The 25,213-nt window shown below is 70.5% G+C and carries 23 protein-coding genes; 12 read left to right on the top strand and 11 right to left on the bottom strand.

Features of this window, described 5'->3' with window-relative positions; all coding sequences use genetic code 11:
* Positions 1-44 precede the first annotated feature (44 nt).
* Positions 45-1,739, top strand: a complete 1,695-nt coding sequence (locus tag P3X83_RS16710; protein ID WP_277306004.1) for a GAF domain-containing protein — start codon at positions 45-47, stop codon at positions 1,737-1,739.
* A gap of 42 nt (positions 1,740-1,781) precedes the next feature.
* Here P3X83_RS16710 and P3X83_RS16705 read toward each other — a convergent pair whose 3' ends face one another.
* The 3 genes from P3X83_RS16705 to P3X83_RS16695 all read right to left on the bottom strand — a co-directional run bounded on the left by P3X83_RS16705 (position 1,782) and on the right by P3X83_RS16695 (position 3,752).
* Positions 1,782-2,201: a pyridoxamine 5'-phosphate oxidase family protein gene (locus P3X83_RS16705; protein ID WP_277306003.1), complete on the bottom strand. Its 420-nt coding sequence runs from the start codon at positions 2,199-2,201 to the stop codon at positions 1,782-1,784.
* 33 nt (positions 2,202-2,234) lie between these two features.
* Positions 2,235-3,164, bottom strand: coding sequence for a universal stress protein (locus P3X83_RS16700; protein WP_277306002.1), 930 nt, complete (start codon positions 3,162-3,164; stop codon positions 2,235-2,237).
* 294 nt (positions 3,165-3,458) lie between these two features.
* Entirely contained in the window at positions 3,459-3,752 is a 294-nt protein-coding gene (locus tag P3X83_RS16695; protein ID WP_277306001.1) for an SAV_915 family protein, read from the bottom strand.
* Positions 3,753-4,486: 734 nt separating this feature from the next.
* Here P3X83_RS16695 and P3X83_RS16690 point away from each other — a divergent pair.
* On the top strand, positions 4,487-5,566 hold the full coding sequence (locus P3X83_RS16690; protein ID WP_277306000.1) for a helix-turn-helix domain-containing protein: 1,080 nt from the start codon (positions 4,487-4,489) through the stop codon (positions 5,564-5,566).
* A gap of 1,201 nt (positions 5,567-6,767) precedes the next feature.
* Positions 6,768-7,658, top strand: coding sequence for a pirin family protein (locus P3X83_RS16685; protein WP_277305999.1), 891 nt, complete (start codon positions 6,768-6,770; stop codon positions 7,656-7,658).
* Positions 7,659-7,711: 53 nt separating this feature from the next.
* On the opposite strand, the gene P3X83_RS16680 is transcribed toward P3X83_RS16685, so the two are convergent.
* On the bottom strand, positions 7,712-9,286 hold the full coding sequence (locus P3X83_RS16680) for an ABC transporter permease (protein ID WP_277305998.1): 1,575 nt from the start codon (positions 9,284-9,286) through the stop codon (positions 7,712-7,714).
* Complete coding sequence (locus P3X83_RS16675; protein ID WP_277305997.1) at positions 9,283-10,170, bottom strand: ABC transporter ATP-binding protein; 888 nt, start codon at positions 10,168-10,170, stop codon at positions 9,283-9,285. Before P3X83_RS16675 ends, P3X83_RS16680 begins: the two co-directional genes overlap by 4 nt.
* A gap of 83 nt (positions 10,171-10,253) precedes the next feature.
* Between P3X83_RS16675 and P3X83_RS16670 the strand changes: the two genes are divergently transcribed.
* A complete protein-coding gene (locus P3X83_RS16670; protein WP_277305996.1) occupies positions 10,254-10,712 on the top strand; it encodes a helix-turn-helix domain-containing protein in 459 nt (152 codons plus the stop codon).
* A gap of 151 nt (positions 10,713-10,863) precedes the next feature.
* Positions 10,864-11,346, top strand: a complete 483-nt coding sequence (locus tag P3X83_RS16665) for a PH domain-containing protein (protein ID WP_277305995.1) — start codon at positions 10,864-10,866, stop codon at positions 11,344-11,346.
* A gap of 234 nt (positions 11,347-11,580) precedes the next feature.
* On the opposite strand, the gene P3X83_RS16660 is transcribed toward P3X83_RS16665, so the two are convergent.
* The gene (locus P3X83_RS16660; RefSeq protein WP_277305994.1) at positions 11,581-13,224 is read right to left on the bottom strand and encodes a carbohydrate-binding protein; all 1,644 of its coding nucleotides are present in this window, start codon (positions 13,222-13,224) and stop codon (positions 11,581-11,583) included.
* Between the two features lie 243 nt (positions 13,225-13,467).
* Between P3X83_RS16660 and ppk2 the strand changes: the two genes are divergently transcribed.
* The 3 genes from ppk2 (at position 13,468) to P3X83_RS16645 (ending at position 15,590) form a co-directional block, all read left to right on the top strand.
* The gene (gene ppk2, locus P3X83_RS16655; RefSeq protein WP_277305993.1) at positions 13,468-14,262 is read left to right on the top strand and encodes a polyphosphate kinase 2; all 795 of its coding nucleotides are present in this window, start codon (positions 13,468-13,470) and stop codon (positions 14,260-14,262) included.
* Positions 14,263-14,318: 56 nt separating this feature from the next.
* Positions 14,319-14,699, top strand: a complete 381-nt coding sequence (locus P3X83_RS16650) for a helix-turn-helix transcriptional regulator (RefSeq protein WP_277305992.1) — start codon at positions 14,319-14,321, stop codon at positions 14,697-14,699.
* Positions 14,700-14,981: 282 nt separating this feature from the next.
* Positions 14,982-15,590, top strand: a complete 609-nt coding sequence (locus P3X83_RS16645; protein WP_277305991.1) for a cupin domain-containing protein — start codon at positions 14,982-14,984, stop codon at positions 15,588-15,590.
* A gap of 4 nt (positions 15,591-15,594) precedes the next feature.
* Here P3X83_RS16645 and P3X83_RS16640 read toward each other — a convergent pair whose 3' ends face one another.
* Positions 15,595-15,954 (bottom strand): hypothetical protein, encoded by a 360-nt coding sequence (locus tag P3X83_RS16640; protein ID WP_277305990.1) that lies wholly within the window; start codon positions 15,952-15,954, stop codon positions 15,595-15,597.
* Positions 15,955-16,173: 219 nt separating this feature from the next.
* Between P3X83_RS16640 and P3X83_RS16635 the strand changes: the two genes are divergently transcribed.
* On the top strand, positions 16,174-17,793 hold the full coding sequence (locus P3X83_RS16635; RefSeq protein WP_277305989.1) for a hypothetical protein: 1,620 nt from the start codon (positions 16,174-16,176) through the stop codon (positions 17,791-17,793).
* Between the two features lie 5 nt (positions 17,794-17,798).
* Entirely contained in the window at positions 17,799-19,025 is a 1,227-nt protein-coding gene (locus P3X83_RS16630; protein WP_277305988.1) for a hypothetical protein, read from the top strand.
* A gap of 4 nt (positions 19,026-19,029) precedes the next feature.
* On the opposite strand, the gene kynU is transcribed toward P3X83_RS16630, so the two are convergent.
* Entirely contained in the window at positions 19,030-20,307 is a 1,278-nt protein-coding gene (kynU, locus tag P3X83_RS16625; RefSeq protein ID WP_277305987.1) for a kynureninase, read from the bottom strand.
* Positions 20,308-20,339: 32 nt separating this feature from the next.
* A complete protein-coding gene (locus P3X83_RS16620) occupies positions 20,340-21,152 on the bottom strand; it encodes a tryptophan 2,3-dioxygenase family protein (protein ID WP_277305986.1) in 813 nt (270 codons plus the stop codon).
* Positions 21,153-21,286: 134 nt separating this feature from the next.
* Here P3X83_RS16620 and P3X83_RS16615 point away from each other — a divergent pair, with 134 nt between their 5' ends.
* Positions 21,287-22,396, top strand: coding sequence for an RNA-guided endonuclease TnpB family protein (locus P3X83_RS16615; protein WP_277305985.1), 1,110 nt, complete (start codon positions 21,287-21,289; stop codon positions 22,394-22,396).
* A 251-nt stretch (positions 22,397-22,647) separates the two neighbouring features.
* A complete protein-coding gene (locus P3X83_RS16610) occupies positions 22,648-23,085 on the top strand; it encodes an Lrp/AsnC family transcriptional regulator (protein ID WP_277306174.1) in 438 nt (145 codons plus the stop codon).
* Here P3X83_RS16610 and P3X83_RS16605 read toward each other — a convergent pair.
* Together P3X83_RS16605 and P3X83_RS16600 are read right to left on the bottom strand one after the other, a co-directional pair.
* Positions 23,069-24,199, bottom strand: coding sequence for an alpha/beta hydrolase (locus P3X83_RS16605; protein WP_277305984.1), 1,131 nt, complete (start codon positions 24,197-24,199; stop codon positions 23,069-23,071). The genes P3X83_RS16610 and P3X83_RS16605 overlap by 17 nt on opposite strands.
* Positions 24,199-25,206 (bottom strand): LLM class flavin-dependent oxidoreductase, encoded by a 1,008-nt coding sequence (locus P3X83_RS16600; protein WP_277305983.1) that lies wholly within the window; start codon positions 25,204-25,206, stop codon positions 24,199-24,201. Before P3X83_RS16600 ends, P3X83_RS16605 begins: the two co-directional genes overlap by 1 nt.
* Positions 25,207-25,213 lie beyond the last annotated feature (7 nt).

Here is a 25,213-nt window from a genome sequence, read left to right as displayed (position 1 = left end):
TTCCGATTGGGCGAGCGGACGGTCGCGATGGCAAACTCCAACATATGGCTCAGGAGGAGACACGCCCGCTGCTGCCGAACATGAGGCTCGACGAACTGCTGTCGGAGTTGCAGGTCCGGCTGGAGGCCGTGCTGGCCACCCGGGACCGCGTCCACGCGTTGCTCGACGCGGTGGTCTCGGTCGGCAGCGACTTGGACCTGGAGACCGTGCTGCGGCGGATCGTGCGGACCGCGGCCACGCTGGTGGACGCCAGCTACGGCGCGCTCGGCGTGGTCGGGCAGGAGAGCACGCTCGTCCAGTTCATCCCGGTCGGGCTGAGCGAGGAGGAGATCGCCAGGATCGAGCACTGGCCGCACGGCCTCGGCCTGCTCGGCCTGCTGATCAAGGAACCCCGGCCGCTGCGGCTGGCCCACATCTCCGACCACCCCGAGTCCTTCGGGTTCCCGCCCGGACACCCGCCGATGGGCTCCTTCCTCGGAGTACCGGTCCGGGTACGCGAAGAGGTGTTCGGCAACCTCTACCTGACCGAGAAGCGCGGGGGCGGAGAGTTCGACGAGGAGGACGAGGCCATCGTGGTGGCGCTGGCCACCGCGGCCGGTGTGGCGATCGAGAACGCCCGGCTGTTCGAGGAGACCCGGCGGCGGGAGACCTGGCTGCGCGCCTCCTCCGAGGTCACCACGAGCCTGCTGTCCGGCGACGACTCCGACGAGGTGCTGAACGTGATGGCGCGGCGGGCGCGGGAGATGTCCGACGCCGACATCGCCGTGGTCATGCTGCCGGAACACGACCACCTGCGGGTGGTGCTGGCCGACGGCGCGGTCACCGACGACATCGTGGACGCCAGGGTGCCCGTCGTGGGCTCGCTCGGCGGGCGCGCCTACTCCGGTGGCGAGCCCACCATGGTGGCCAACCTGGCCGAGGACGAGGTGCTCGTCGCCCTGCCGGACGGCCTGCGCGCCGGCCCGGCCATCGCCGTGCCGCTGGGCGGGGCCGGAAGCGTGCGGGGCGTGCTCACGCTGGCCAAGCGCTCCGGGCGGATCCCGTTCAACCAGGCCGAGGCCGGCATGCTGCACGCCTTCGCCGGGCAGGCCGCGATCGCCCTGGAACTGGCCGAACGGCGTGATGACGCCGAGCGGCTGAGCCTGCTGGAGGATCGTGACCGGATCGCCAAGGACCTGCACGACGTGGTGATCCAGCGGTTGTTCGCGGTGGCGATGACGCTGATGAGCGCGGTGCGGCTGGTGGAGCGGCCGGAGGCGTCCTCGCGGTTGCAGGGCGCGATCGACGAGCTGGACGAGACGATCCGGCAGATCCGGTCCACGATCTTCGCCTTGCAGGCCCCGCGCGACGACGAGGCGCCCAGCCTGCGGGCCCGGATCGTGGAACTGGTCGAAGGGGCCCGAGGCCACCTGGGGTTCATGCCGGGGATGACGCTGGAGGGGCAGCTCGACAACCGTGTGCCGCCGCCGATCGCGGAGCAGTTGCTGGCCGTCCTGCGCGAGGCGCTGTCCAACGTGGTGCGCCACGCCAGGGCCCAGCGGGTGGACGTCAGCGCGCGCACCGACAACGAGACGCTGACGCTCGTCGTCGAGGACGACGGCGTGGGCCTGGACGGCATCGGACGGCGCAGCGGCCTGCGCAACATGGAGGATCGCGCGGCGGAACTGGGCGGATCGTTCGAGCTGTCGGCCAGGGAGCGCGGCGGCACCCGCCTGTGCTGGCGGGTGCCGCTCGGCTGACCCTCGTCGCGTTGTTCTGGCGCGTCGTTCTGGCGCGTCGTTCTAGAAGTCGCCGGGGCGGTTGATCCGCCGCCCGCTGATCCTCTCCGGCCGGATCACGATGTAGTGATCGCGGCTGCCCGGGGCCCAGGTGTCCAGCGGCAGCCGTGAGAGGCGCTCGATCTCGCGCGGATCGGTCACGGCCCGGGCGTGCCCGACCGCCGTGACCGACCAGCCGGTGCGCTGGGCGGGGTCGAAGGCGTCCGCCTCGAAGGCGACGACGGCGTTGCGGGCCGCCACCGCGAGCTTGGAGCCCAGGCCGGTGCGGATCACGATGGACCCGCCGTCCAGGGTGTAGTTCACCGGTTGCACGGCGGGCAGGGCACGGTCGGTGAACACGACCCGCCCGATCGGCGCGGTGCCCAGCAGCGCCAGGCACTCGTCGCGATCGAGAATCTGCAACCCGGCGGAATCGAGTTTCATACGTCCCACCTTGCCGGTCCGGAGCGTCCGGGATCAGAGGCTAAGGTCCCGTTCTGGGTGCCGATCGTCCTTCCAGATGTCCGCTCCGAACGCCGCCTGTAACGCCTGCACCGCGGGCGACTTCCTGGGTACGAGCGCCACTGGGCAGGGCGCGAACTGCACCGCGTATCCGGCCACCGGACCGAGTCGCTCCGGCGACGCGCCGGTGCCCAGCACGAGCAGCGTAGCGCCGATCGAGCAGTCCCGAACGGCCTGCCGAGGCGTCAGCGTCGTGTACCTGATGGCGACCCTGACGTCCGGATGGACCGCCCGGTGCGCCAGCAGGCGCTCGGCCGTCGCCCGCTCACCGGCCCGGATGGCCGCCTCGATGGCCGGCGCCGGGCCGCCCGGGGTGCCCCACGAGATCAGCGGCTCCGCCCCCGCCCGGACGGCGAGCAGTTCGACCCCCCGCCGTTCGGCCTCGCCGAAGGCGAAACCGACGACCTCGTCGCCGGTCGAGTCGCCCAGGGCCAGCACGACCGGCCCCGGTACGCGTGCCTTCGGCTCCTGGCCGCGGATCACGATGACCGGGCAGTCGGCGTGCCCCGCCACGTGCTCGGCCACCGAGCCGAGCACGGTCTGTGCCCGGCGGCCGAGCCCGCGCGACCCCACGACCAGCAGCCCGGCGTCCGCCGACATCTCCGCGAGACGCGCCGACGCCGGGCCTTCGCGCAGCTCGGCCCGCACCCCACGGGGACCGCCGTGGGCGCCGGCCAGCCCGGCGCCGTGCCCGAGCACGTGCTCGGCGGTCTCGCGCAGGTGGGCCTTGGCCTGCGGATCCGTGTTGTCGTACGGCCAGTGCCAGGTGTGCAGGACGGTGAGGGGGACCTCGCGTAACTCCGCCTCGTCCATCGCCCATTCCAGGGCGCGGGTCGAGAAGTCGGAGCCGTCGTAGCCGACGAGCACGCCGTCCGTTCTGGTCATGGTCCCCTCACCTCGCGCTCCCATGATCGGCGAGCGTGCCCCGCGAAGGTCAGTGCGGAAAGTCCGTCTGGTTCGGGACCTTCGGCCTGATCCGCCCCTTTTGACTGCTGGTCAGAGACCGACGTCGCGGCTCATCAGGTCGTCCGGCGTCTCCCGGCGGACCACCGGCCTGGCCTTGCCGCCCGACACCGCGATCACCGGCGGACGGCCGGCGCCGGCGACGCGGCCGGTGCCTCGGTGAGAACGCTCATGCTGCCCGCTCCTTCCACTCGTTCGGCGATGCCGTCGGTCATGTCAGGCCGCCCGCAGCGGGACGGCGGCGGCCGGCCGTTGCCCGGGGGCGTTCGTGCCCGAAGGGTCGATGACGATCCGTGTGACGCCGATGTCGGCGGTGAGCGAGCGCAGCGCCGACTCGGCCAGCCGGATCCACGCCTGCCCGGCCCCGAGCACCGAGGCGAGCCGGTCGAGGGAGGTGAAGGCCACCGCCGAGCGCGGCTCCGACACCGTGCGGAACAGCCGGAGCGAGACACCGTACGCGCCTTGGCGTACTGGCACGAAGAGCAAGCGGCGAGTTTCGTCGTCGTCCATGGATTTCTCCTCGGGAGTAACTGACGAGAGGTGACGCTATTCCCGTCACACCGGTCGCGAGCTTTCCCTGACATATCTCATACGGCGACGCCGAACGCCATGACGAAATCCTGACACCACCCCCACGCCACCCGCATTCCCCGCCATCCCCCTGCCTGCCCCCGGCTTCGCCATGGTGGGCGCGCTGGCGCATGCCGTCCGTGTTCGTCGCACTCATGGCCCCGGCTTCGCCGTGGTGCGCGCTGGCGCGCGCCCAATGGGCCTCGCTGCGCTCGGACTGTTCTTGGGCCGGGCTTCGCCCGGCGCTGTCGCCACCAGCTGGTCACTTGGACATGAACCCGGTGGCTGCTACGCCATCCCGGGCCATTTCACCGCCGTCCAGCCCTCCGCCCCGGCGTGCCGTCCTGTCATCCTCAGCGGCGTCGTGCCCGTCCTCCCCGTCGCTTTCGCTGGAGCGGCCCCGACCTGCCGGTGCCGACTCCACCTCTGGGTGCGGTTGCCCCGCGTGCCGTCCGTGTTCGTCGTGCCGTTGCCGCCGGCTTTTGCCGTGGCCGGGCGCCTGGACACGATGGACAATCCGACTAATTATTCAAGTAGTGCCACATATATGTGGCGTTTGTTTTTCGCCGGTCGATGGTGGTGTCAATGCTGTAACCTCGGCGATCGCGCCTTGGCATGAGTGCGGCGCATCCATAGCCTGTACCTGTAGGACCGCACTAGGAAGGCCCTCACTGATGGGAGAGATCAGTCCGATCGGCCTGAATCTGAAGGCGGCCAGGCATGCGCAGCGCCTCAGTCAGGAGGGGCTGGCGGCGAAGGCCGGAATATCCAAGGACGTCATCCAGAAATTGGAGCAGGGCCGCCGTCAGTCGTGCAGGATCACCACCCTGATGAAGCTTGCGAACGCCCTCGACGTTGATCTCACCGAACTGACGGGGAAACGTGAACGGCTCGGCGGCGACCGTGACGGTGGCAGTGTCCTAGCCATTCGCAATGTGCTGCTATCGCCTTCCCTCATGCCTGGGATGGAGGGGCTCGACGATCGGGACACCGGTGTGCCCACCCCGCTGCCCGACCTGCGGGCTGCGGTGCGCAGAGCATGGGGTGAGTATTGGGCAGGGAACCTGGGGGCGGCGGTGGCGTCCGTGCCTGGTCTGATCAATGAGGCCCGGCTGACGCACGAGGCGCTGGGTGCCCAGGCCGCGGCGCCGCTTGCCGAGAGCTACCAGCTCGCCAGCGGGCTGATGGAGCATTTCGGGCGCATGGATTTGGCCGCCCTGGCTGCTGAACGAGGAGTGGTCGCGGCGGCCAAGGGCTCCGATCCTCTGCAGTGGGCCATGGTCCAGCGCTCATACGGCTGGGTCCTGCTGAACCAGGCCCGCGCGGATGAGGCCGAGAGGCTCGCGACATTCGTGGCGCGCCGGATCGAGCCGACCTTCTCCGCTCCGGCTCTTGAGGTCGCGGTCTGGGGCAATGTCCTCATCTCCGCGATGTGGGCCGCTCTCGCCGCCGACAAACCGGTGACGGATTACATTCGGGTGATCGCCGCAGCGGCGGAGCGGGTCGGGGAACGGCTCACGACCTATCAGACGACGTTCAGCCGGTCACGGGCCTCCATGCACATCGTGCACGCGGACGCCCGGCATGACCGCACGGCCGAAAAACGGCTCGAAGAGGCCCGTGCGTTGTCACCCGTCTGGTTTCGGCATCAGCTCACCGCCCAAAGCATCGTCGCGGACATCCGCGAACGGCAGACCCGGCCGACCTCCGCCATCCGGTCGCTGTCCCGCTCGCTGGGACTAGACGACTTGTAGCGCTGCGCCTTCGACGTCATATCGGGTCGGCCAGGGCCGCGCGGCGACCATAAGGCGCGAAGGCGGGCGTGCGGGTCGGATGATGAATGCCTCCCCGCTCAGGTAGGATTCACGTTTCGCTCGGGTGTGATCACATTCCGCCAGCCATATCCCCCCGGTGAGGTCTCTTCGACCTCTATGGGCCACAGGCGGCGTACTCGCGCATGGCGTTCAAGGTGCTCATGGATCCACCCGGGTGGAAGATGCACGGGCAACCGCACCCACGCCATCGATGATGGATGATCCAGTATCGTCACCTCCCCGCCACCGGATGTCTCATCCAAGTGAATCCTGATCTCCGGGGTTCGGCCGTCGTCCATCCATCGCACCGGTCGTCCGGCGGCGAGGGCCTCTAATGCCTCGGCCCAACTGTCGAGTCCTCAGGCGGCAGGCAGGTGGTCAACCTGCCGCTCACGAACTCACTCGTCACCGTGATCTCAGCATCAAGGTGATCGTGTGCCCAGAGCACGCCGGGTTGGGAGCGGCCCAGCACTCGCACGGTGACGCCCGCGTCAAGGGGACCGAGGCGGATCAACTCCACGGGCGCGGTCTCGCTCATGGGTATCACCTTATGATCAACGGGCGCCCATGCCCTGCCGATCCAGGAAGGGCGAAAGCCGTCCCTGCGCCTCTCGTAGCGACTGATGTGAATCGTGGCGCTAGGGCCGGAGGCCCTGCCGTAGCCGTCCTGGCGGGCTTCGTATCGGGCGCGCTGCCCTACCTGTGCGGAAACGCTCGCTGTGGGTGCGGTCAAACGGCGGTTCATCAGCCGTTACTCCGGAAAGTAGTGTTCTGATCACTCCAAAGAACCTGCCGGGTGGCGATGTGCTCGCTCTACCGGCTTCCGATTCGGTATCGGAGGTGTGTGGCCGAATTCGTCTCGCGCGACTGGTGCCGTCGGCTTGTAGCGGTGTGCCCCAGTACCGATACGGCGCGACGCTGCTCATGGCGCGCCGTGTCGGCGGTGTGACCATCTCCGTGCCTGGGTGGGCGGTGGTGATCCCATGACTAGGTGGTTGTATGGGCTGGAATAGTTGAAAGCTCAACTTGGTTGTGGGTGGCACCACCCCCTGAAGGGAGAGCACCGATGCCCGCCGTAACCGTAGAGAATGTCCTGGCCCTGCCTCGTGTCCCGGGAAGCCTGGGGATCAGCCGGAAGGTGATGGCCGTTGAGACCGCGCCCAGCGGTTTCGAGGGCGAGGGCTTCCCCGTGCGGAAGGCACTGGCCACGATCAAGCCGTTCTTCCTCGACCCGTTCGTCATGATGGACCAGATGGGTGAGGTCGACTACGCGCCGGGTGAGCCCAAGGGGACGCCGTGGCACCCGCACCGGGGGTTCGAGACCGTCACTTACATGATCGACGGTGTCTTCGACCACCAGGACTCGCATGGAGGCGGCGGCACCATCACCAATGGGGACACCCAGTGGATGACCGCCGGGTCCGGGCTGCTGCACATCGAGGCTCCGCCGGAGTGGCTCGTCACGCAGGGCGGGCTGTTCCACGGGATCCAGCTCTGGGTGAACCTGCCGGGCAAGGACAAGATGCTCGCGCCGAAGTACCAGGACATCCGCGCCAACAACGTGGTGCTGCTGAGCAGCCATGACGGCGGCGCGCTGGTGCGGCTGATCGCGGGCGATGTCGCCGGCCATCAGGGGCCCGGTGCCACGCACACGCCGATCACCCTGCTGCACGCCTCGGTGAGTCCTGGAGCCCAGCTCACCATGCCCTGGCGGAAAGACTTCAACGCCCTGGCATACGTGCTGTCCGGCAAGGGCACCGTCGGTGCGGAGAAGCGGCCCGTCGAGGGCGGGCAGCTCGCCGTCTTCGAGGGGTTCGGCGACCGTCCCGGTTACGCGACCGAGGCCGAGACCATCACGCTGACCGCGTCGCCCAAGTCGGCGCTGGAGGTCATCGTGCTGGGCGGCGAGCCGATCGGTGAGCCGGTCGCGCACTACGGGCCGTTCGTGATGAACACCCGCGAGGAGCTGGTCCAGGCGTTCGAGGACTACCAGTCGGGGCGCTTCGGCTCGATTCCGGCGGGACATCACTGACCCGCCCGGCCGGGTGTCGGGGAGATCGTCCATGACGATCTCCCCGAGGGCCGTCAGCCGACGTCGCGGCGGCGGAAGCCGTACAGGCCCGCGATCGCCAGAGCCGCCGCGATGGCGGTCATGGTCACCAGCGGGGCCGCCGACACCTCGCCACCCGGCAGCATGGGCAGGTGGCTGAAGGGCGACAGGTCCAGCAGCGCCTGCGGGAGCCGCAGCAGGGCGCCCACCTGGCCGAACAGCAGGAACAGCGTGAGCAGCGCCCAGGCCGCCGCCACCAGGCGGGGCAGCAGGCCGAAGAGGGCCAGGGCGAGGCCGGAGAAGGTCCATACGGCGGGTAGCTGCGCCATGGCCGCGCCGAGGGTGGCGGGCAGGTGCGCGGCCACGTCGCCGTCCGCCGCGCCGTACGAGAGGCCGACGGCCAGGCCGGTCACGGCGAGCACCACGGCGGGGCCGAGGACGGCGAACACCGTGTGGCTGAGCGCCCAGCCGGGACGGCCGACCGCGCCCGCAAGCAGCGGCTCGGCGCGCCCGAGGCTCTCCTCGGCGCGCAGCCGCAGCGCCGCCTGGATGGCGTAGCCGGAGACCGCGATGCCGAAGATGCCGATCAGCGTGGCGATGAACAGGTCGGCTGGGTCGGCGCCGCCGCCGAGCCGGTTCAGCATCTCCATGATCTGGGCGTTCTCCGACAGCGCCGACGATGCGGCGTCGGCGGCGCTGCCGATCACCGCGCCGAACACGGCGAATCCCGCGCACCAGGCGATCAGCAGGCCCCGGTGCAGGCGCCAGGCCAGCGCGAACGGCCCGGCCAGGCCGGGCGCCGCCTGCGCGGGCCCCAGCCGGGACGGCAGCAGACCCGCCGCCACGTCACGCCTGCCCGCCAGCGCGTAGGCGACGTAGCAGGTCACGGCGATGAAGGCGACGAGCAGCGCCGCGGGCCACCACTCCTCACCCGCGAAGGGACGCATCTTCTGTCCCCAGGCCAGCGGCGACGCCCACGACAGCCAGGACGCGTCGGTGGTGTCGCCCGCCATGCGCAGCAGGAAGGCCAGCCCGAGGGCGGAGACGCCGATCACCCGGGCCCCCGAGGCGCTCTCGGTGAGCTGGGCGGCGACCGCGCCGATCGCCGCGAAGGCGATGCCCACCAGGGCGTACCCGAGGCCGACCGCCAGCGCCCCCGCCACCGGATACGTTCCGGCGAGGGAGCCGGTGACGATCAGCCCGACGATCACATTGGCCGACCCGACGACGACGAGGGCGGCGGTCAGCGGGGCATGCCTGCCGAGCACGGTGGAGCCGAGCAGCTCACGACGGCCGCTGTCCTCCTCGACCCGGGTGTGCCTGATCACCGTGAGCACGGTGGCCAGCGCGATCACCACGGGGATGAACCCGGCGCGCCAGGTGCCCAGGGCCGGGAGCCGCCAGTCCAGCAGCGGGCCGTACAGGGCGAAGAAGGCCGGGGTGCTGCGCATCGAGGCGGCGAAGGCCTGCAGCTCGGCGTCCGTGCGGTAGAGGCCGCCGATGGCGGAGATCTGGGTGACGGGCATGATCGCCAGCAGGATCACCCAGATCGGCATGATCGCGCGATCGCGGCGCAGGATGAGCCGGCTCAGCGCGCGGGTGCCGGTCATCGCCGTTCCGTGGCCGAGTAGTGGCGCATGAACAGTTCTTCCAGCGTCGGCGGCTGGCTGGACAGCGCGCGGACCCCCACCGCGGTGAGCTGGCGCAGCGCCGCGTCCAGCGGCTCGCCCGCCGCGACCTGGAAGGTCACGTGGTTGCCGTCGACCCGCAGGTCGTGCACGCCGGAAAGGCCGTTGGGCGACCCGGCCAGCTCGGCGGTGATGGTGGTCCTGGTCAGGTGGCGCAGCTCGGCGAGGGTGCCGGACTCGACCATGCGGCCGTCCCGGATGATGCTCACCCGGTCGCACAGCTTCTCGACCTCGGCCAGGATGTGGCTGGACAGCAGCACGGTACGGCCCTGCGCGCGCAGCTCGCCGACGCACTCGGTGAAGACGGCCTCCATGAGCGGGTCGAGCCCGGAGGTCGGCTCGTCGAGCAGGAACAGCTCGACGTCGGAGGCGAGCGCCGCGACCAGGGCGACCTTCTGCCGGTTGCCCTTGGAGTAGGCGCGGCCCTTCTTGCGCGGGTCCAGCTCGAAGCGCTCGATCAGCTCGGCCCTGCGCCGGGGGTTCAGGCCGCCGCGCAGCCGTCCCAGCAGGTCGATGACCTCGCCGCCGGACAGGCCGGGCCACAGGGTGACGTCGCCCGGCACGTAGGCCAGGCGGCGGTGCAGTTCGACGGCGTCCTTCCAGGGATCTCCCCCGAGCAGGGAGGACCGGCCGGAGTCGGGGCGCAGCAGCCCCAGCAGGACCCGGATGGTGGTGGATTTCCCCGCGCCGTTGGGGCCGAGGAACCCGTGCACCTCGCCGGGCCTGACCTCGAGGTCGAGGCCGTCTAACGCGGTCGTCCGGCCGAACCGCTTGGTCAGGCCGGACATGGAGATGACGTTGTTCACGCTTTGGAATCTACATACCCTTCACAATGTTGTGAAAGACGCGAAGTCACTAAACTACGAAATCTTGACACGAGGGGAGCGGGATGAGGGACGAGGAAGCGGCACGGCGATTCGTCGAACGGCTCAGCCGGATACTGACCGACTGGGGGATGCCGCCCATGGCCGCGCGCGTCCTGGTGACGCTGACGGTCGCGGAGGAGGACGCGCTGAGCGCCCCCGACCTGTGCGAACGGCTGGAGGTCAGCCCGGCCGCCATCTCCGGCGCGGTCCGGTACCTCATCCAATTGGGAATGGTCGCCAGGGACCCGGTGCCCGGCTCCCGGCGTGACGTCTACCGGCTGCTCCACGACAGTTGGTGGGAGGTCGCGATGACCAAGGTCGGCCTCTACAAGACCCTCGCCGGCATGGTGGACGAGGGCATCGAGGCGTTCGGCGGGCCGGACACCCACGCCGGGCAGACCATGACCGAACTACGTGACTTCTACCTGTTCATGCACGAGGAGATCCCGCTCCTGTACGACAAATGGCGGGCGACGCGCTAGGACGTCACCGCGAGCAGGGCGCGCGTCAAGTCGGCATGGTGGGCCGTAGGAAATCGCTTTGCCGGAAACGCTGTCCGCTTGCCATCCGTTGTGTCGGATAGGTGAGCAGATGACCCTTTGTCCGGTGGCGGGGGGATCGATGGCGGCGGACGTGGCGTTCAGACCCCGAAGGTCGCTCGGCTGGGCCTGGCTTCTGATGTTCGCCGTGGTCTCCGGCGGCGTCTCGGCGGGGCTGGCGGCCGGTGGGTGGCGGCTCTGGGCGCTGGCGGCGCTCCTGGCGGGCTTCGGGCTGCTGTACGCGGCGGCGTTCCCCGCCATGCGGTACGTCGTCGCCGACGGTGTTCTCACCATGAGCTACGGCCCGCTGCTCCGCTGCCATCTCCCGCTCTCGGAGATCCGGTCGGTGACCCGCGCGGACCTCCGGCCCGCCGCACGGCCGTCGTTCCGGCTACCTGGGCTGGCCCTCTACCGGGCGGCGTACGCGGATACCGGGACGGTGCTGATGTGCGCGACGAGCGCCGGGCGCGGGGTGCTGCTGCTCAGGACCCGCGACGGGGACCTGTTCGGGATCACTCCGGCCGACGAGACCGGCGTGGCGGTCGCGCTCGGACAGGTGGTGCGGGGGCGGCGGTAGGACCCGCCCCTCGCACGGTCGGCGGCCGGTGGGCCCGCCCCCCACGTGCGGGCCCAATGGCAACTGCGTTCCTGCGTTCTCGGGTTCCTGGGTTCTCGGCCGGGAACGATTCCTGCCAGGGGTTCGGTGGCAGGGGCTGGGAGAGCCGGTGGGCCGGGGCGGCCACGGCGAACCGTGCCCGTCCCCGGCCCCGGTGAGGCGGCAGGTGGATCAGCTGATCAAAGGATCAGTGGATCAGAAGCCCGCGGTGATGCGGGTGAACTCCCACTCGGCCTGCGGCAGGCCGCCGCCGTTGGCGCGGTCACGGTTGACCGCCCAGTAGGCGAGGCGGGTGAGGCCCTTGGACTTGGCCCAGTCGCGGATCTGGGTCCAGATCTGCGGCGTGGTCTGCTCGCGCTGGTCGGAGTAGCCGTTCATGCCGGAGATGCCCATGTGGGCGTACGCCTCGGCGTCGCTCCAGCCGAACGCGTTCTTGAGGGCGGTCTTCAGACCCTCCGAGGCGCTGACGGTGTCGGTGTACATGTTGGTGCCGCTGAAGTTGAACGGCATGATCGTGTAGTTGTCGATCGGCACGTTCAGCGCCTTGGCCTGGTTGACCAGGCGGGTGCCGGCGGCGCTGAGGCCCGACTTGAAGGTGGGGATGGTGACCACGATCTTGACGTTCGGGTTGTTCTGCTTGACGATCTTCAGGCCGTTGAGGATGCGGTCCATGACGGTGTAGTTCTCGAACTCGTCGGTGTTCTCGATGTCGAAGTCCACGACCGCCGGGGTGACGGCGTTGATGACCTGCTGCACCGCGCCGGCGTAGGCCTGCGGGGTGGAACACGCCGGGCCGAGCTTGTTGCCGGACCAGCCACCGAAGGAGATCTCGACGCTGCCGCCCTTGCTCTCAATGGTGTTGATCGCCTGGGCGTCGGCGCCGCCGGTCAGCGGACGCTGGCCGTCCCACGCCGGGGTGCAGCCGCCCTGGGCCAGGATGAAGGCCATGGTGAAGGACTTGATGCCGGTGGCGTCCATGACGGTGCCCGGGTTGGGCGGGTTGCCCCAGCCCATGTACAGGTACGGCGCGCCGGGCAGCTTGTCGGGGCCGGTGCAGCCGCTGGTGCTGGCGGAGACGTCGCGGCCCGCGGACTCGCCGACGGAGTTGTAGGCCTTGACGGTGTAGGTGTGCGACTCACAGGTGCCGAGACCGGAGATCGTCGCGCTGGTGCCGGTGACCTCGGCCTTCTGCGTGCTGCCCTCGTACACGCGGTAACCGGTCACGGTGCCGCTGGACGCGCCCCAGCTCAGCGCGATGCTGGAGTTGGTGGAGGTGGTGGTCACGGTGCCGGGCTGGCCGGGGGCGCCGGTCCCACCGGTGGTGCTGGCCGTGAGGGGGGAACTCGCGGTGGAGAGGTTGCCCGCCGCGTCCTTGGCCCGCACGGTGTAGGTGTAGCTGGTGGAGGCGGTGAGGCCGCCGTCGGTGTAGGTGGTGCCGGTCACCGTCGTCACCAGGGTGGCGGCGCGGTAGACGTTGTAACCGGTGACGCCGACGTTGTCGGTCGAGGCGTCCCAGGCCAGCGAGATGCTGTCGGTGGTCGCGCCGGTCGAGCGGAGGTTGCCGGGGGTCGACGGCGGGGTGGGGTCGCCGCCGCCGGTGGCGCGCTTCCACAGGGCGGGCACGATGTTCGGCTCCCACCCGGGCAGCGAGGTGTGGGCCTGGATGCACTCGTAGTCCTGGCCGTTGTGCGTGACGCGGGCGCCGGCCGTGTAGGCGGTCCACGGGGCCCAGGCGGCGGCCTGGGTGGCGGACGCGGTGTCGGCGATGGCGGCGTTCAGCGATGCGGACGGCATCATGGCGCCGGCTACCAATAGCACGGCGATGAGGATACGTTTCATGTGCTTGTCCTTTGGGGGGTGGCTGAAACGATATGGAACGACGGGCGGTGTTCTCGGCCTCCTGTTCCTGACCGGCTCCCAACCAGCAGGGATGCCTAAACATAAAGGAAAGTTTCCTAACAGTAAAGGGTCCGGTCGTGACCTGGGCCTTCGGTGAGCAACATGTCTCCCACGCGCCCGGACAACGGCCGTCGAAAGGCACCTGACGCCCCGGGCGGGCACCGGGTGGAGTGGGAGATCGTGATGGGTCACAGGCTGAGCCGCAAGCCGTACGAGAAGGAACTGTTCCGGCTGCAGGCGGAACTGGTCACCATGCAGGAGTGGGTGCGGGCCGAAGGCGCGCGGCTGGCCGTGATCTTCGAGGGGCGCGACGCGGCGGGCAAGGGCAGCACGATCAAGCGGGTCGTGGAGTACCTGAACCCCAGGGTCACCAGGATCGTGGCGCTGCCCGCGCCGACCGAGCGCGAGCGCACCCAGTGGTACTTCCAGCGCTACACGGCCCACCTGCCGGCGGCGGGGGAGATCGTGCTGTTCGACCGGAGCTGGTACAACCGCGCAGGGGTCGAGCGGGTGATGGGCTTTTGCACCCGGGAGGAGCACGCCCGCTTCCTGCACCAGTGCCCGATCTTCGAGCGGCTGCTGATCGAGGACGGCATCATGCTCCGCAAGTACTGGTTCTCGGTCAGCGACGGCGAGCAGGAACGCAGGTTCCGGGCGCGGCTGGACGACCCGATGCGGCGGTGGAAGCTGTCGGAGATGGACCTTGAGTCGATCACCCGCTGGGAGGAGTACTCGCGGGCCAAGGACGAGATGATCGTCCACACCGACATCCCGGAGTCGCCCTGGTATGAGGTGGAGAGCGAGGACAAGCGACGGGCCAGGATCAACATGATCTCCCACCTGCTGTCCACGATTCCCTACCGCGAGGTGAGCCGTCCCGCGCTGGAGATCCCGGACCGCCCCGAGGCTTCCGGGTACCGGCGCCCGCCGCGCCGTCCGGAGAGCTACGTTCCCGACGCGGCGGCCCGCCTGGGCTGAGGGCCGACGCCTATAATTCCAGCAGGAAGCCGGTTCGCGTTCAGGAAGAGGCACCCATGGCAGATCCCGCTGCGATCGTCCCGGGGAACAACGAGCGGCCTCCGGCGCTGCTTCGCTCGGTGATGGGCGAGGCGCTGCGGCGGATCCGGCTTCAGCAGGGCCGCACCCTGGCCGACGTCGCCCGCGCCGCGCGGATCTCGATGCCCTACCTGTCCGAGATCGAGCGGGGGCTGAAGGAGCCCTCGTCGGAGATCCTGGCGGCGGTCTGCGAGGCGCTCGGCATCGAACTGCCCGAGCTGCTGGTGGTCGTGCTGCGCGAGCTGGCGGGCGAGCGCGTCATGGTGAGCACGCTGCGCGCCGCGAGCACCACCCGCGCGGCGATGCCCGGCCGCACGGCGGGCGGCTCGGCGGGCACGGTCATGACGCTCGCCGCCTGACCGAACCCGACCGGTTCGCGGGCGTTTGGCGGCCCTCCGGGAGATTTGGCGGGGCGTCTAAACGCCGTGCCGGAGGCCTGGCCGTGGCCGGGCTCGTGCTCGGCTACCTGTTCATCATCCCGGCGGTCGTGGTGGCCTTCTTCTTCCTGACCGATCCGGCGGCGGTCGCGGGCTGGGTGAACGGCATCTTCTCCTAGACGTCTTCCCCTTGGCGGCGGGGCCCTCCGTGAAATATGTTCATCCTGACTGAACAACACCCCCTTGAGTCGCATGGAGGTTCTCGTGACGACGTCGGACAGCCGACGTGCGGACGATCTTCGCCAGGACCTCGTGGGCGCGCGGATGCGCCGCTTCCGCAAGGAGCGGGGCATGACGCTGCGCGACCTGGCGGCGCGGTCGGGGCTGTCGATCGGGTTCCTGTCCCAGGTCGAGCGGGGCATCTCGACGATCGGGCTGGTCGCCCTGGGCAGCGTGGCCTCCTCGCTGGAGCACGGCGTGGCCGAGTTCTTCGAGGACGCGCCGGAGGCGGACGAGGCCCCCGAGCGGCTGCCGGGGCACTTCACGCTGACGCGCGCGGCGGCCCCGGTCACCGAGTACGTCTCGGGCCAGCAGACCTACCTGATGCTGTCGTCGCGCGGCCCCGGGCTGGTGCTCGAACCGCTGCTGGTGCACATCGCCCCCGGCGGACGCCGCGAGCCCGCCTACGGCCACGCCGGCGAGGAGTTCGCCTACGTGCTGTCGGGCGAGCTGCTGTACGAGGTGGAGGGCGAGGAGCACCGGCTGTTCCCGGGCGACAGCGTCCACCTGCGCTCGACCGTCCCGCACAGCATGTACAACGACACCGAGCAGGTCACCACGGTCGTCTCGGTGGTGACCCCCAGGCTGTTCTGAGCGGTCAGGCGTCCACCAGGAAGTCGCGGTAGCAGGCGTAGACGCTCGCGTCCTCGTCACGGGAACGCAGGATCAGATCCCACAGGGCGAGATGCACCTCACCGGCCGCGGCCTGGTGCACCACCCCGTTGAGAAAAGCGATGTGACGGCGGATGTTCTCGTCGAAACTCAGCGCGGCGGTGCGGAAGTCGTCGTCGCCCAGTTCCTCGGCGAATCCACTGCCCTCAAGCTCGGTACGCACATGCCCGGCGACCGCCGCCACGAAGTTCTCGAAGGTGACCCCCTCGGGAAGCCCGCCCGCGGTCTGCTGGACGTTGAAGAAGTCACGGCTGATGTAGTCGTCCCGATTCGATTCATTGAGCACATGCTCGAAGATGCGACGACTACGGTCCCCGTCGTCGCTCGAACCGGCCGGAATCACCACAAGGGCACGCTGTGCCCGATCCTGCCACGCCATTGACGTCCCCCATGCCACCGTTTCGCGCGAAGAATCTGCGGGAATGCCCGCGAAGCAACCCTCCGCCTTACAAAGGGATCACTTCCTGAATCGGCGGGCGCCGTATCGCGTGGGTGGGGAAATTTCATGGAAAACGAAGCAAAAATTCTGGTGGCCGATCTCCTCAGTCAGATCATCACCGATATCAAGCAGAGCAGGCCGACCAAGACGGACGGCGTGGCGACCCAGGGATTCGTGTACTCCCAGATGGTCCCTGGGCAGATGATCAGCCCTCGGGACTTCGCCGGCGCCTGGGTGCCGACGGGCCAGAGCACCGGTACGACGGCGCCCGCGGCGCCCGGACAGCCGATCACTCCCCCCAACGAGGTGGTCGGCCGCGCGATGATGGCCGCCGCCAACACCGCCACCCTGATGGACAGGATGATGGTGGTCACCGACAACGGGACGCTGTCCACCTTCCCCGGCGGAGGACGTCAGGTCAGCCTCACCTTCGGGCAGATCCTCCAGGCCATGGAGGCGGAGCAGCCGCCCCCGCGCCCGGCCGACGTGGAGGCGAAGATCGCCGAGGCGAAGGCCGTCCTGTGGACCGCGGACCTGGAGGAGACCCCGGCGTACGCCCGCTACCTCAAGAACCAGAAGGCGTACGCCAAGGCGATCTCCAACTTCGTGGTCAACCAGAACATCACGCTGGCCGATCCGGTCAAGGCGCCCTCCTGGCCCATCATCGCCAGGGAGTTCCAGGACGAGGTGGACCAGGCGTTCGACCGCTGGAAGACGCAGGACGCCGACAAGATCGAGGCGGCGCTGGCCACGGTGCAGTCGCTCGGCGTGCCGCTGGAGCAGGGAATGATCGCGGCGGCTCGCAAGCGGTTCGACGCCTGGTCGCTCAACTTCGAGGGAGTTCCGGTCAAGACGCCCTTCACCCGCGTGCTGCCCAGTGAGTGGGCGCTTCCGAGTGTGGACGACATCGGCTGGACGATCATCGACAAGGACCGCACCAGCTACTCGAACTACTTCACGGCGCACGGCGACAGCCTCAGCACGGGGGAGTGGCGCGGTCAGAGCTCCTCGACCAGTGGATCGGCCGGCATCGGCGTCTTCGGGTTCGGCTTCTCCGGCTCCCACGCCGAGTCCGATTCCAGCGCCGGTTCCGCCTTCTCCACCACGGCCCACGACGGCACCAGCATGACCAGTGACGCCACGGACCTGTCGATCCACCTGGAGTACGGCCTGTGCCAGATCGTCCGGCCATGGCTGACCACCGACCTGTTCCACATGCAGAACTGGTTCCTGCGCGCCTCCGCCGCCAACAGCATCAGTGACGGCTCGATCACCGGCCAGGTCGGCAAGGACAGCGCCGCGCCGTTCCTGCCGATGATCCCCACGCACTTCCTGGCGATCCGGAACGTCCGGATCCACAGCTCCCAGTGGGGCAGCGTGCAGAACACGCTGAACGACTACTGGACGAGGAACGCCTCGCAGTCCTCGGCGAGCAGCAGCTCCACCAGCGGCGGGGTGAGCATCCCGGTGCTCGGGCCGTTCAGCCTGTCGGGCGGGGTGGCCCACAGCGAGAGCGAGAGCCAGGGCTCCTTCACCGATGAGGCGGGCAACAACCACTCGTCCAGCTACGGGGCACGCTTCGACGGTGAGACGCTGGAGATCAGGGGCACCCAGGTGGTGGCCTGGCTCAGCGAGGTCCTGCCCGCCTGCCCGCCCAAGCCCGACCCGTCAATGCCGCAGGGCTGACGACGGTGGCAGTCACCCTGGACGACCTGGCCGCGGACCTGCAGTCGTTCTTCGCCGACAAGTTTCCCCAGATGGGCGAGGGCACGCCGGGCAGCCTGTTCCTGGTCTTCGACAACCTGGGCACGCCGCTCGACCCCGCGGAGTTCGCCACCGCGCCGTTCTCGCACCAGCGGGCCGCGCAACTCGCCGACCAGATCCCGTCGGCCGGTGGGCTGGCCCGTGGCTGGTACATCCCGTCCCCGGGCAAGCGGCTGTCCCGGTGGTACGAGGTGATGGTCGAGGGTGGAACGGCCGCCACCTCGGCCGAACCGGGCTTCTCCGCCTTCAACATGCTGAGGGCGGAGAGCGCCCGGTCGCTGGAGGAGAACAAGCTGATCGCGGCGGCGGCCCCAGGCGGTGTGGAGGCGCCGGGAACCCACGACGTCTACTACGCCACCAGCATGTCACCCGCCGACTGGCACGCTCCCGACAGCACCGCGTGGGCGACCTACGCGTTGAGCTCGCAGGAGACCCCGCCGGCGGGTGCCGCCACGACCCCGCTCACGGTGCCCGAATGGCGGCTGCGGGTGTCGGACGCCGAACAGGTCCGCCGGGTCGCCGCCGTGGACGACTTCGTGGGCCGTGCCCGCATGACGGCGCGTCCCCGGCGTTTCAAACCACCTCGGCCGTCGCGTCCCGGCCGATCCGGCAGGTTCGTCATGACGGCCGAGGGAGACATGATCCCCGCCGAACTGGAGGGGATGGAAACCGTGGAGGAGGTGGGTGACGAGCTCACGACGACCGCGCCGCAGGTGGTCCCGCCTCCGCCCGAGCCGGAGGTGGTGGTCCAGGAGACGTCGGTCGCGCCGGTCGCCACCGAGGGGTTCAACGTCTCCTTCGAGTACTGCATGGTCCGGTTCGAGCGCCCGTGGTGGGACGAGGTGTTCCTGCTCAACCAGGGCTGGGGGGTGCCGGGGCACACTCCCGGCGCCATCTGCGGGGGCACGGCCACGGATCCGAAGGGGGCGATCACCCTCATCACCGCGGGCATGATCGTGGTGCGCAACCTGGTGATCACGGCGAGCTGGAACGAGGACGACAAGGCACACCTGACCCAGGGCATCAGCCTCGGGCCGTTCTGCGTGGCCGGGGCGGACTTCGACGTCGCTTCCGGGGCGCTGCGCCGTCCCGGCACGCAGGCGATCGCCTGGCTCTGCCTGGTACCGCCGGTGCTCCCTCCGGTCGTGGTCTGAGACGTCAGAGGGTGGAGGGGTGGAGGAGGTCGTCGCGGTTCAGCTCGGTGGCGAGGGCCGTGGCGGCGCGCCAGCAGTCGTGGTAGGTGGAGTACATCGGGGCGGGGGCGAAGCGGATCACGTCGGGGCGGCGGACGTCGGCCAGTACGGCGTGGCGCAGGTGCAGGCGTTCGGCGAGGGCCGCGGCGTCGCCGCCGGTGACCCTGATGGAGAGCTGGGCGCCGCGGCGGGCCGGGGCGGCCGGGGTGATCAGTTCCACCGGTCCTGACAACGGGCCGAGCAGCGACTCCAGGTAGCCGGTGAGGCGCAGGCTGCGGGCACGCAGGGCGGTGATCCCGGTGCCCGCCATGGCGGCGAGCGAGACGCGCAGCGCGGCCAGGCCCAGGATCGGCGGGGTGGACACCTGCCAGGCGTCGGCGGAGGCCACGTGGTCGAGCTCCGGGCGCATCTCGAACCGGACGCGCTCGTCGGTGCCCCACCATCCGGCCAGCCGGGGGAGCGACGGGTCGTCGAGGTGAGCGCGGTGCACGAAGCAGCCGCCGGGGGCGCCGGGCCCGCCGTTGAGGTACTTGTAGGAGCACCAGACGGCGAAGTCCACGTTCCAGTCGTGCAGTCGCAGTGGAACGTTCCCGGCCGCGTGCGCGAGGTCCCAGCCCACCACGCAGCCGGCGGCGTGCCCGGCCGCGGTGATGCCTGGGATGTCCAGCAGCTCGCCGGTCAGGTAGTTGATCCCGCCGAGCAGCACCAGCGCCACCCGGTGCCCGTGCTCGGCCAGGTAGGCGGGCACGTCGCCGGCCGCGAGCCGGACCACGGTGGCGGCCGGGTCGAGCCCGTGCCAGGACGCCTGGCCGGCCACCGCGTAGGCGTCGGAGGGGAACGCGGTGTCCTCGATGACGATGCGGGTACGGTCGACGGCCGGGCGGTAGAAGGTGGCCATCATCAGGTGCAGGTTGATCGTGAGCGAGTTCATCACCACGACCTCCTCGGGCAGCGCCCCGGTCAGCGCGGCGGCGTCGGCCCGCAGCAGGCCGGGGTAGCGCGCCCAGGGGCGCTCGGCCGTGAACCAGCCCTCGACGGCCCGCCCCGCCCATTCGTCCAGCTCCGCGCGGACGGCCTCGGCGGCGTTCCTCGGCTGCAGGCCGAGGGAGTTGCCCGCGAAGTAGGCGGTCTCCGGGTAAGGCGCCTGGCCGGAGGGCGCGGGCGGGATCAGGAAGCCCGCCCGGTCGCACGGGTCGGCCGCGTCCGCCGCGAGGGCGAACCGCTCGTTCATGTTCTCGTTCACTCGCTCGATTCCCCGATGTCGTTCCGCGGGCGTCACATCGCCGTGCGCGCCGACCACAGCTCCGGGAAGATCTCCCGGGTCAGCGAGCGCGCGAGCCACTCGGCCCCGCTCGATCCCCCTGTGCCGATCTTCGCACCCATCGCCCGGCGCACCGTCACCAGGTGCCGGTACCGCCATTCGGCGAAGCGCTCGGCCACATCCGTCATGGCCTCGGCGAACTCCCACAGGTCGTCCCCCGGACCGCGTTCGGTGTAAACACGCACCCACGCGTGCTCCACCGCCGGATCCGGCCGGTACGGCTCCGCCGGGTCGCGTCCGAGCGTGCCGGCCGGGATCGGCATGCCGCGCCGGTCCAGCAGCGCGAGGGCCGCGTCGTAGACGCTCGGACCGCGCAGCGCCGCGAGCAGTTCCTCGTGCAGCGCGGGGTCGCCCCGGTGGACCTGGGCCAGGTGCCCGGTCCTGTCGCCGAGCATGAACTCGATCTGCCGGTACATCGCGGACTGGAAGCCGCTGGCCTCGCCGAGTTCGGCGCGGAACGCGTTGAACAGCGGCGGGGTGAGCCGGTCGAACGCCGCCCAGGCCGCGTTCACCGCCTCCAGGTAGCGGGTGACGCGCACCAGCGCGGCCGTCGCGGCGGGCGCGTCGTCGCCCGCGATGGAGCGCAGCACCAGGCGCAGCTCGGTGCGGATCAGGCCGAAGTACAGCTCCATGACCCGTGTCGTGACCAGGAAGACCGGTTCCTCGGGGGAGTCGGTCCGGGGGCCGGGCAGTGCGCGCAGCAGGCCGGTCCCGACGTACTCGTCGTACGGCGTGGCGTGGGCGAAGTCGACCGCGGGGGCTCTCATCTGATGTCTCCGAGGAAACCCCCGCCGTCAGGCGGGGGAGGAATCGGACTCCTGCCTCGCGGGGCAGGACGGACAAATCCACCGAATCGAACAACCGTGCGACTCGTGGTTGATCGCGCGATACGATGCCGGGCGTGGCGCAGGTCGTGAGGCGGGCCTATAGGTACCGCTTCTACCCGACTCCCGGGCAGGCATCCGAGCTTGCCCGGACGTTCGGCTGCGTCCGCCTGGTGTACAACAAGGCGCTGGAGGAACGGACCCGCGCCTACCAGGTGGACGGCCGCCGCGTGACCTACGCGGAGTCCTCCGCGATGCTGACCGGGGGGAAGCGCGGCGACGAGTTCGGGTTCCTGTCCGAGGTGTCCTGCGTGCCGTTGCAGCAGGCGCTGCGGCACCTGCAGGCCGCGTTCTGCGGCTTCTTCGCCAAACGCGCGAAGTACCCGGCCTTCAAGAGCAGGAAGAAGTCCCGGGCGTCGGCGGAATTCACCCGCTCGGCGTTCCGCTGGCGAAACGGCACGCTCACGCTCGCGAAGATGGACGCCCCGCTGGACGTCCGCTGGTCGCGTCCGCTGCCGGAGGGGGCCGAGCCGTCCACGGTGACCGTGTCCAGGGACGCGGCCGGACGCTGGTTCGTCTGCCTGCTGCTGGTGGAGGAGAAGATCACCCCGCTGCCGCCGGTGGACGCGGCGGTGGGCGTGGACGTGGGGATCACCGCCCTGGCCACGCTGTCCACCGGGGAGAAGATCCCCAACCCCCGCCACGAACGCCGTGACCGGCGCAAGCTGGCCAAGGCCCAGCGTTCGCTCGCCCGCAAGGAGAAGGGATCGAACAACCGGGCCAAGGCCAGGCTCAAGGTCGCCAGGGTGTGCGCGCGGATCGCCGATCGCCGGCGGGATCATCTGCACAAGGTCACCACACGGCTTGTTCGCGAGAACCAAGTGATCGCCGTGGAGGACCTGGCCGTTCGCAACATGGTCAAGAATCGCTCCCTGGCCCGCGCCGTCTCCGACGCGTCCTGGCGTGAGCCGCGGGGCATGCTGGAGTACAAGACGGCCTGGTACGGGCGCACGCTCGTAGTGGCGGACCGCTGGTTCCCCTCCTCCAGGATGTGCTCGGCGTGCGGGGCCCTGCGAGAGAGGATGCCGCTGAACATCCGGGAATGGACGTGCCCGTGCGGCGCGGTCCATGATCGGGACGTGAACGCGGCCAGGAACGTGCTCGCCGCCGGGCAGGCGGAGAGCTGAAACGCCTGTGGAGCCGGTGTAAGACCTCAAGAGGGATTCTCCTCGGCGGGCGGTCGGTGGTGAAGCAGGAATCCCCTTCCTTCAGGAAGGGGAGAAGTCAACCTCTCCTCCTTGTGTTCACGTCTATGTTCAGCCACGCCGAACTATGCTGAAATGCCATCCCAAAGGGGAATTCGCCAGAATGCCTTCGGCGTGGAACCCGAATCCGGGTTGCGCCTTCGGAACTACAAAGGGTGAGCGTGAAAGTGAGCATGGACGTGATGGACTGGGCGATCCTGGCCGAGCTGCAGGCCGACGGGCGGCTGTCCTACAGCGAGCTGTCCCGCCGGGTCCACCTGTCGGCGCCCTCGGTGGCCGAGCGGGTGCGGCGGCTGGAGGAGAACGGGGTGATCACCGGCTACCACGCCCACGTCGATCCGCTCAGGGCCGGGCGGACGGTCCGCGCGGTGATCCGGATGTCCTGCTACGGGGCGCGGTGCATCCTGCGCGACGAGCGGGCGCTGGCCCTCGGGGAGATCGTCCAAGTCTACCGGGTCACCGGCGACACCTGCTGCCTGATCATGGTCGCGGTGCCGTCGATGGCGGCCTTCGAGGACCTGATCGACCGCCTGGCGCACTACGGCACGCCGTCCAGCACGATGGTGCTGTCCAGCCCCGTCTCCTGGCAGCCGGTCACCCCCTTGCCGTGACCCCCAGCCGGGCGGCCATCTCGGCCGCCGTGGCCGCCCAGATGCCGGCCGCCGGGTCGATCACGGAGAAGTGGTCTCCCGGCTGCTCCAGGTATGTAACGTGGTCTCCGGCCGCCTCGGCGGCACGGGTGTACCGGCGGTTGAAGTCGATCAGGTCGAGGTCGTCCTGCGCGCCCTGGACCACGAGCTGCGGGCCGCCGAGCGGCACCCGCGCGAGCGGGCTCGACGCCGCGTACACCGCCGGCAGGCGGTCGTGGCCGCCGCCCAGCGCGCCCGCCGTCGCGCCGCCGCTCAGCTCGCGGGCGTCGCACTCGTCGAGGTCCAGCAGCCCGGCCAGGGACACCCCGAGGGCGATCCCGCCGTCACCGGCCCACCGGTCGGCGGCCAGGCGCAGCGCGAGCTGACCGCCCGCCGAGTGGCCGATCACCGCGACCCGGCCGAGGTCGAGCGGCGCGCCGAGGTCGCCCAGCGCGGCGTGCGCGGCGGCGACGTCGGCCACGGTGGCGTCCCAGCCGTGCAGGTCGGGGCGGCGGTATTCGACGTTCCAGACGGCGAAGCCGCGCCGGGCCAGGTCCACGGCCAGGGCGTCCATCAGGTCCGCGCCCCAGATCGACCGGTAGAACCCGCCGTGCAGCAGCATCGCCACGGCGGGCGGCCCGGGAAGCGCGTCCACGCCGATGGGCATGATCAGCTCGCCGTACTGGTCGGGGTCGGCGCCGTAGGGGACGCGGCGGCCCGCGCCCGCCGTCCGGTGGACGGCGTGCCGGATCGCCCACGCGAGCCCCCACACCCCCCGCCCGTGCAGGTGCGTGGCGTCCGCGGCGGGCACCCGGTCGGCCCTGGCCAGGTCGAGCCAGACCAGCCGCGAGTCGAACGGCGTGCCGCGCCCGATCAGCGCCCGGGCCCGCGAGTCCGGTCCGGGCAGCGCGACGACCGCGACCCCGGGCCGCGCGCCCGCCGCGTCCAGCTCGGCCGCGAAGGCGACGGCGTCGTCGGCGACGCGAACCTCCCCGGCCACGCCCAGCGCGGCCGACTCGCGTTCGGCCACCTCGGCGAGCAGACCGGGATCGGCCTCCGGCGCGGGGCCCAGGATCACCACGACGTGCCCGGCCATCAGACCTCCAGCTTGAGCATCGGCAGCACCTCGGTCCCGATCAGGTGCACGCCCTGGTCGGGGGTCAGTCCGTGCGGGGTGCCGAACTCCACCCGCCGCACGCCCGCGTCGATCAGCGCCTGCGCCTGCCCGGCGACGTGCTCGGGGTCGCCGGAGAACGCGAACAGGTCCACCAGGTCGTCGGGGAGGAGCCGCCCGGCCGCCTCGTGCCGCCCGGCGGCCACCTCCCCCTTGACCCTGGCCAGCAGGTCGGCGGGCACCTCGACGGTCGGGTCGAGGTCGGCGACCACGGCCAGGTACATGGCGACCTCGGTGCGGGCCCGCGCGCGGGCCGCCGCGCCGTCGCGGTCGACCACGGTGACCGCGCCCAGCACCACGCCGACGTCGCTCGCCGTACGGCCCGCCGCCTCGGCCCCGGCCCGGACGCGTTCCCTGATGACGCCGACCATCGCCGGGTTGGCGCTGCCGCCCACCTTGATCTCGTCGGCGATCCGCCCGGCCAGCGCCGCGCCGCGCGGCCCCCAGGCGCCGATCAGCAGCGGCGGCCGGGGACGGCGCACCTCGTAGCGCAGCGCGGTGCCCGGCGCCAGCCGGAACACCGACCCCTCGAACCCCGAGGTGTCGCCGCCCAGCAGCCGGTAGACCACCTCGGCGCACTCGGCCAGCGCGGCCGTCGGCCGGGGCTGGGCGAGGCCCACCTCGCCCAGCCAGGTGCCGCGCGCCAAGCCCAGGTAGGCCCGCCCGTCGGAGGCCAGGTCGAGCGCGGCGACCTGCCCGGCGATCTCGTAGGGGGCCATCGAGAACGGGTTCAGGCAGGCGGTGCCGAGACGCACCCGGCGGGTAGCGGCGGCCATCTCCAGCAACGGGAAGATCGGCGGCTGGTACATCAGGTCGCCGAACACGGTGAGCACGTCCACGCCGTGCTCCTCGGCGGCACGGGCCAGCCGCGCGTAGTCGCCCGCCCGCTTGTCGCTCTGCAGGCCGATCCCGATCTCCGCCCTGGTCATGGCGGGC

This window comes from Spongiactinospora sp. TRM90649, assembly GCF_029382225.1.
Lineage (GTDB): Bacteria > Actinomycetota > Actinomycetes > Streptosporangiales > Streptosporangiaceae > Spongiactinospora.
The sequence above is the reverse complement of the archived record's forward strand: the minus strand, read 5'-3'. Positions and strand labels throughout refer to the sequence as shown.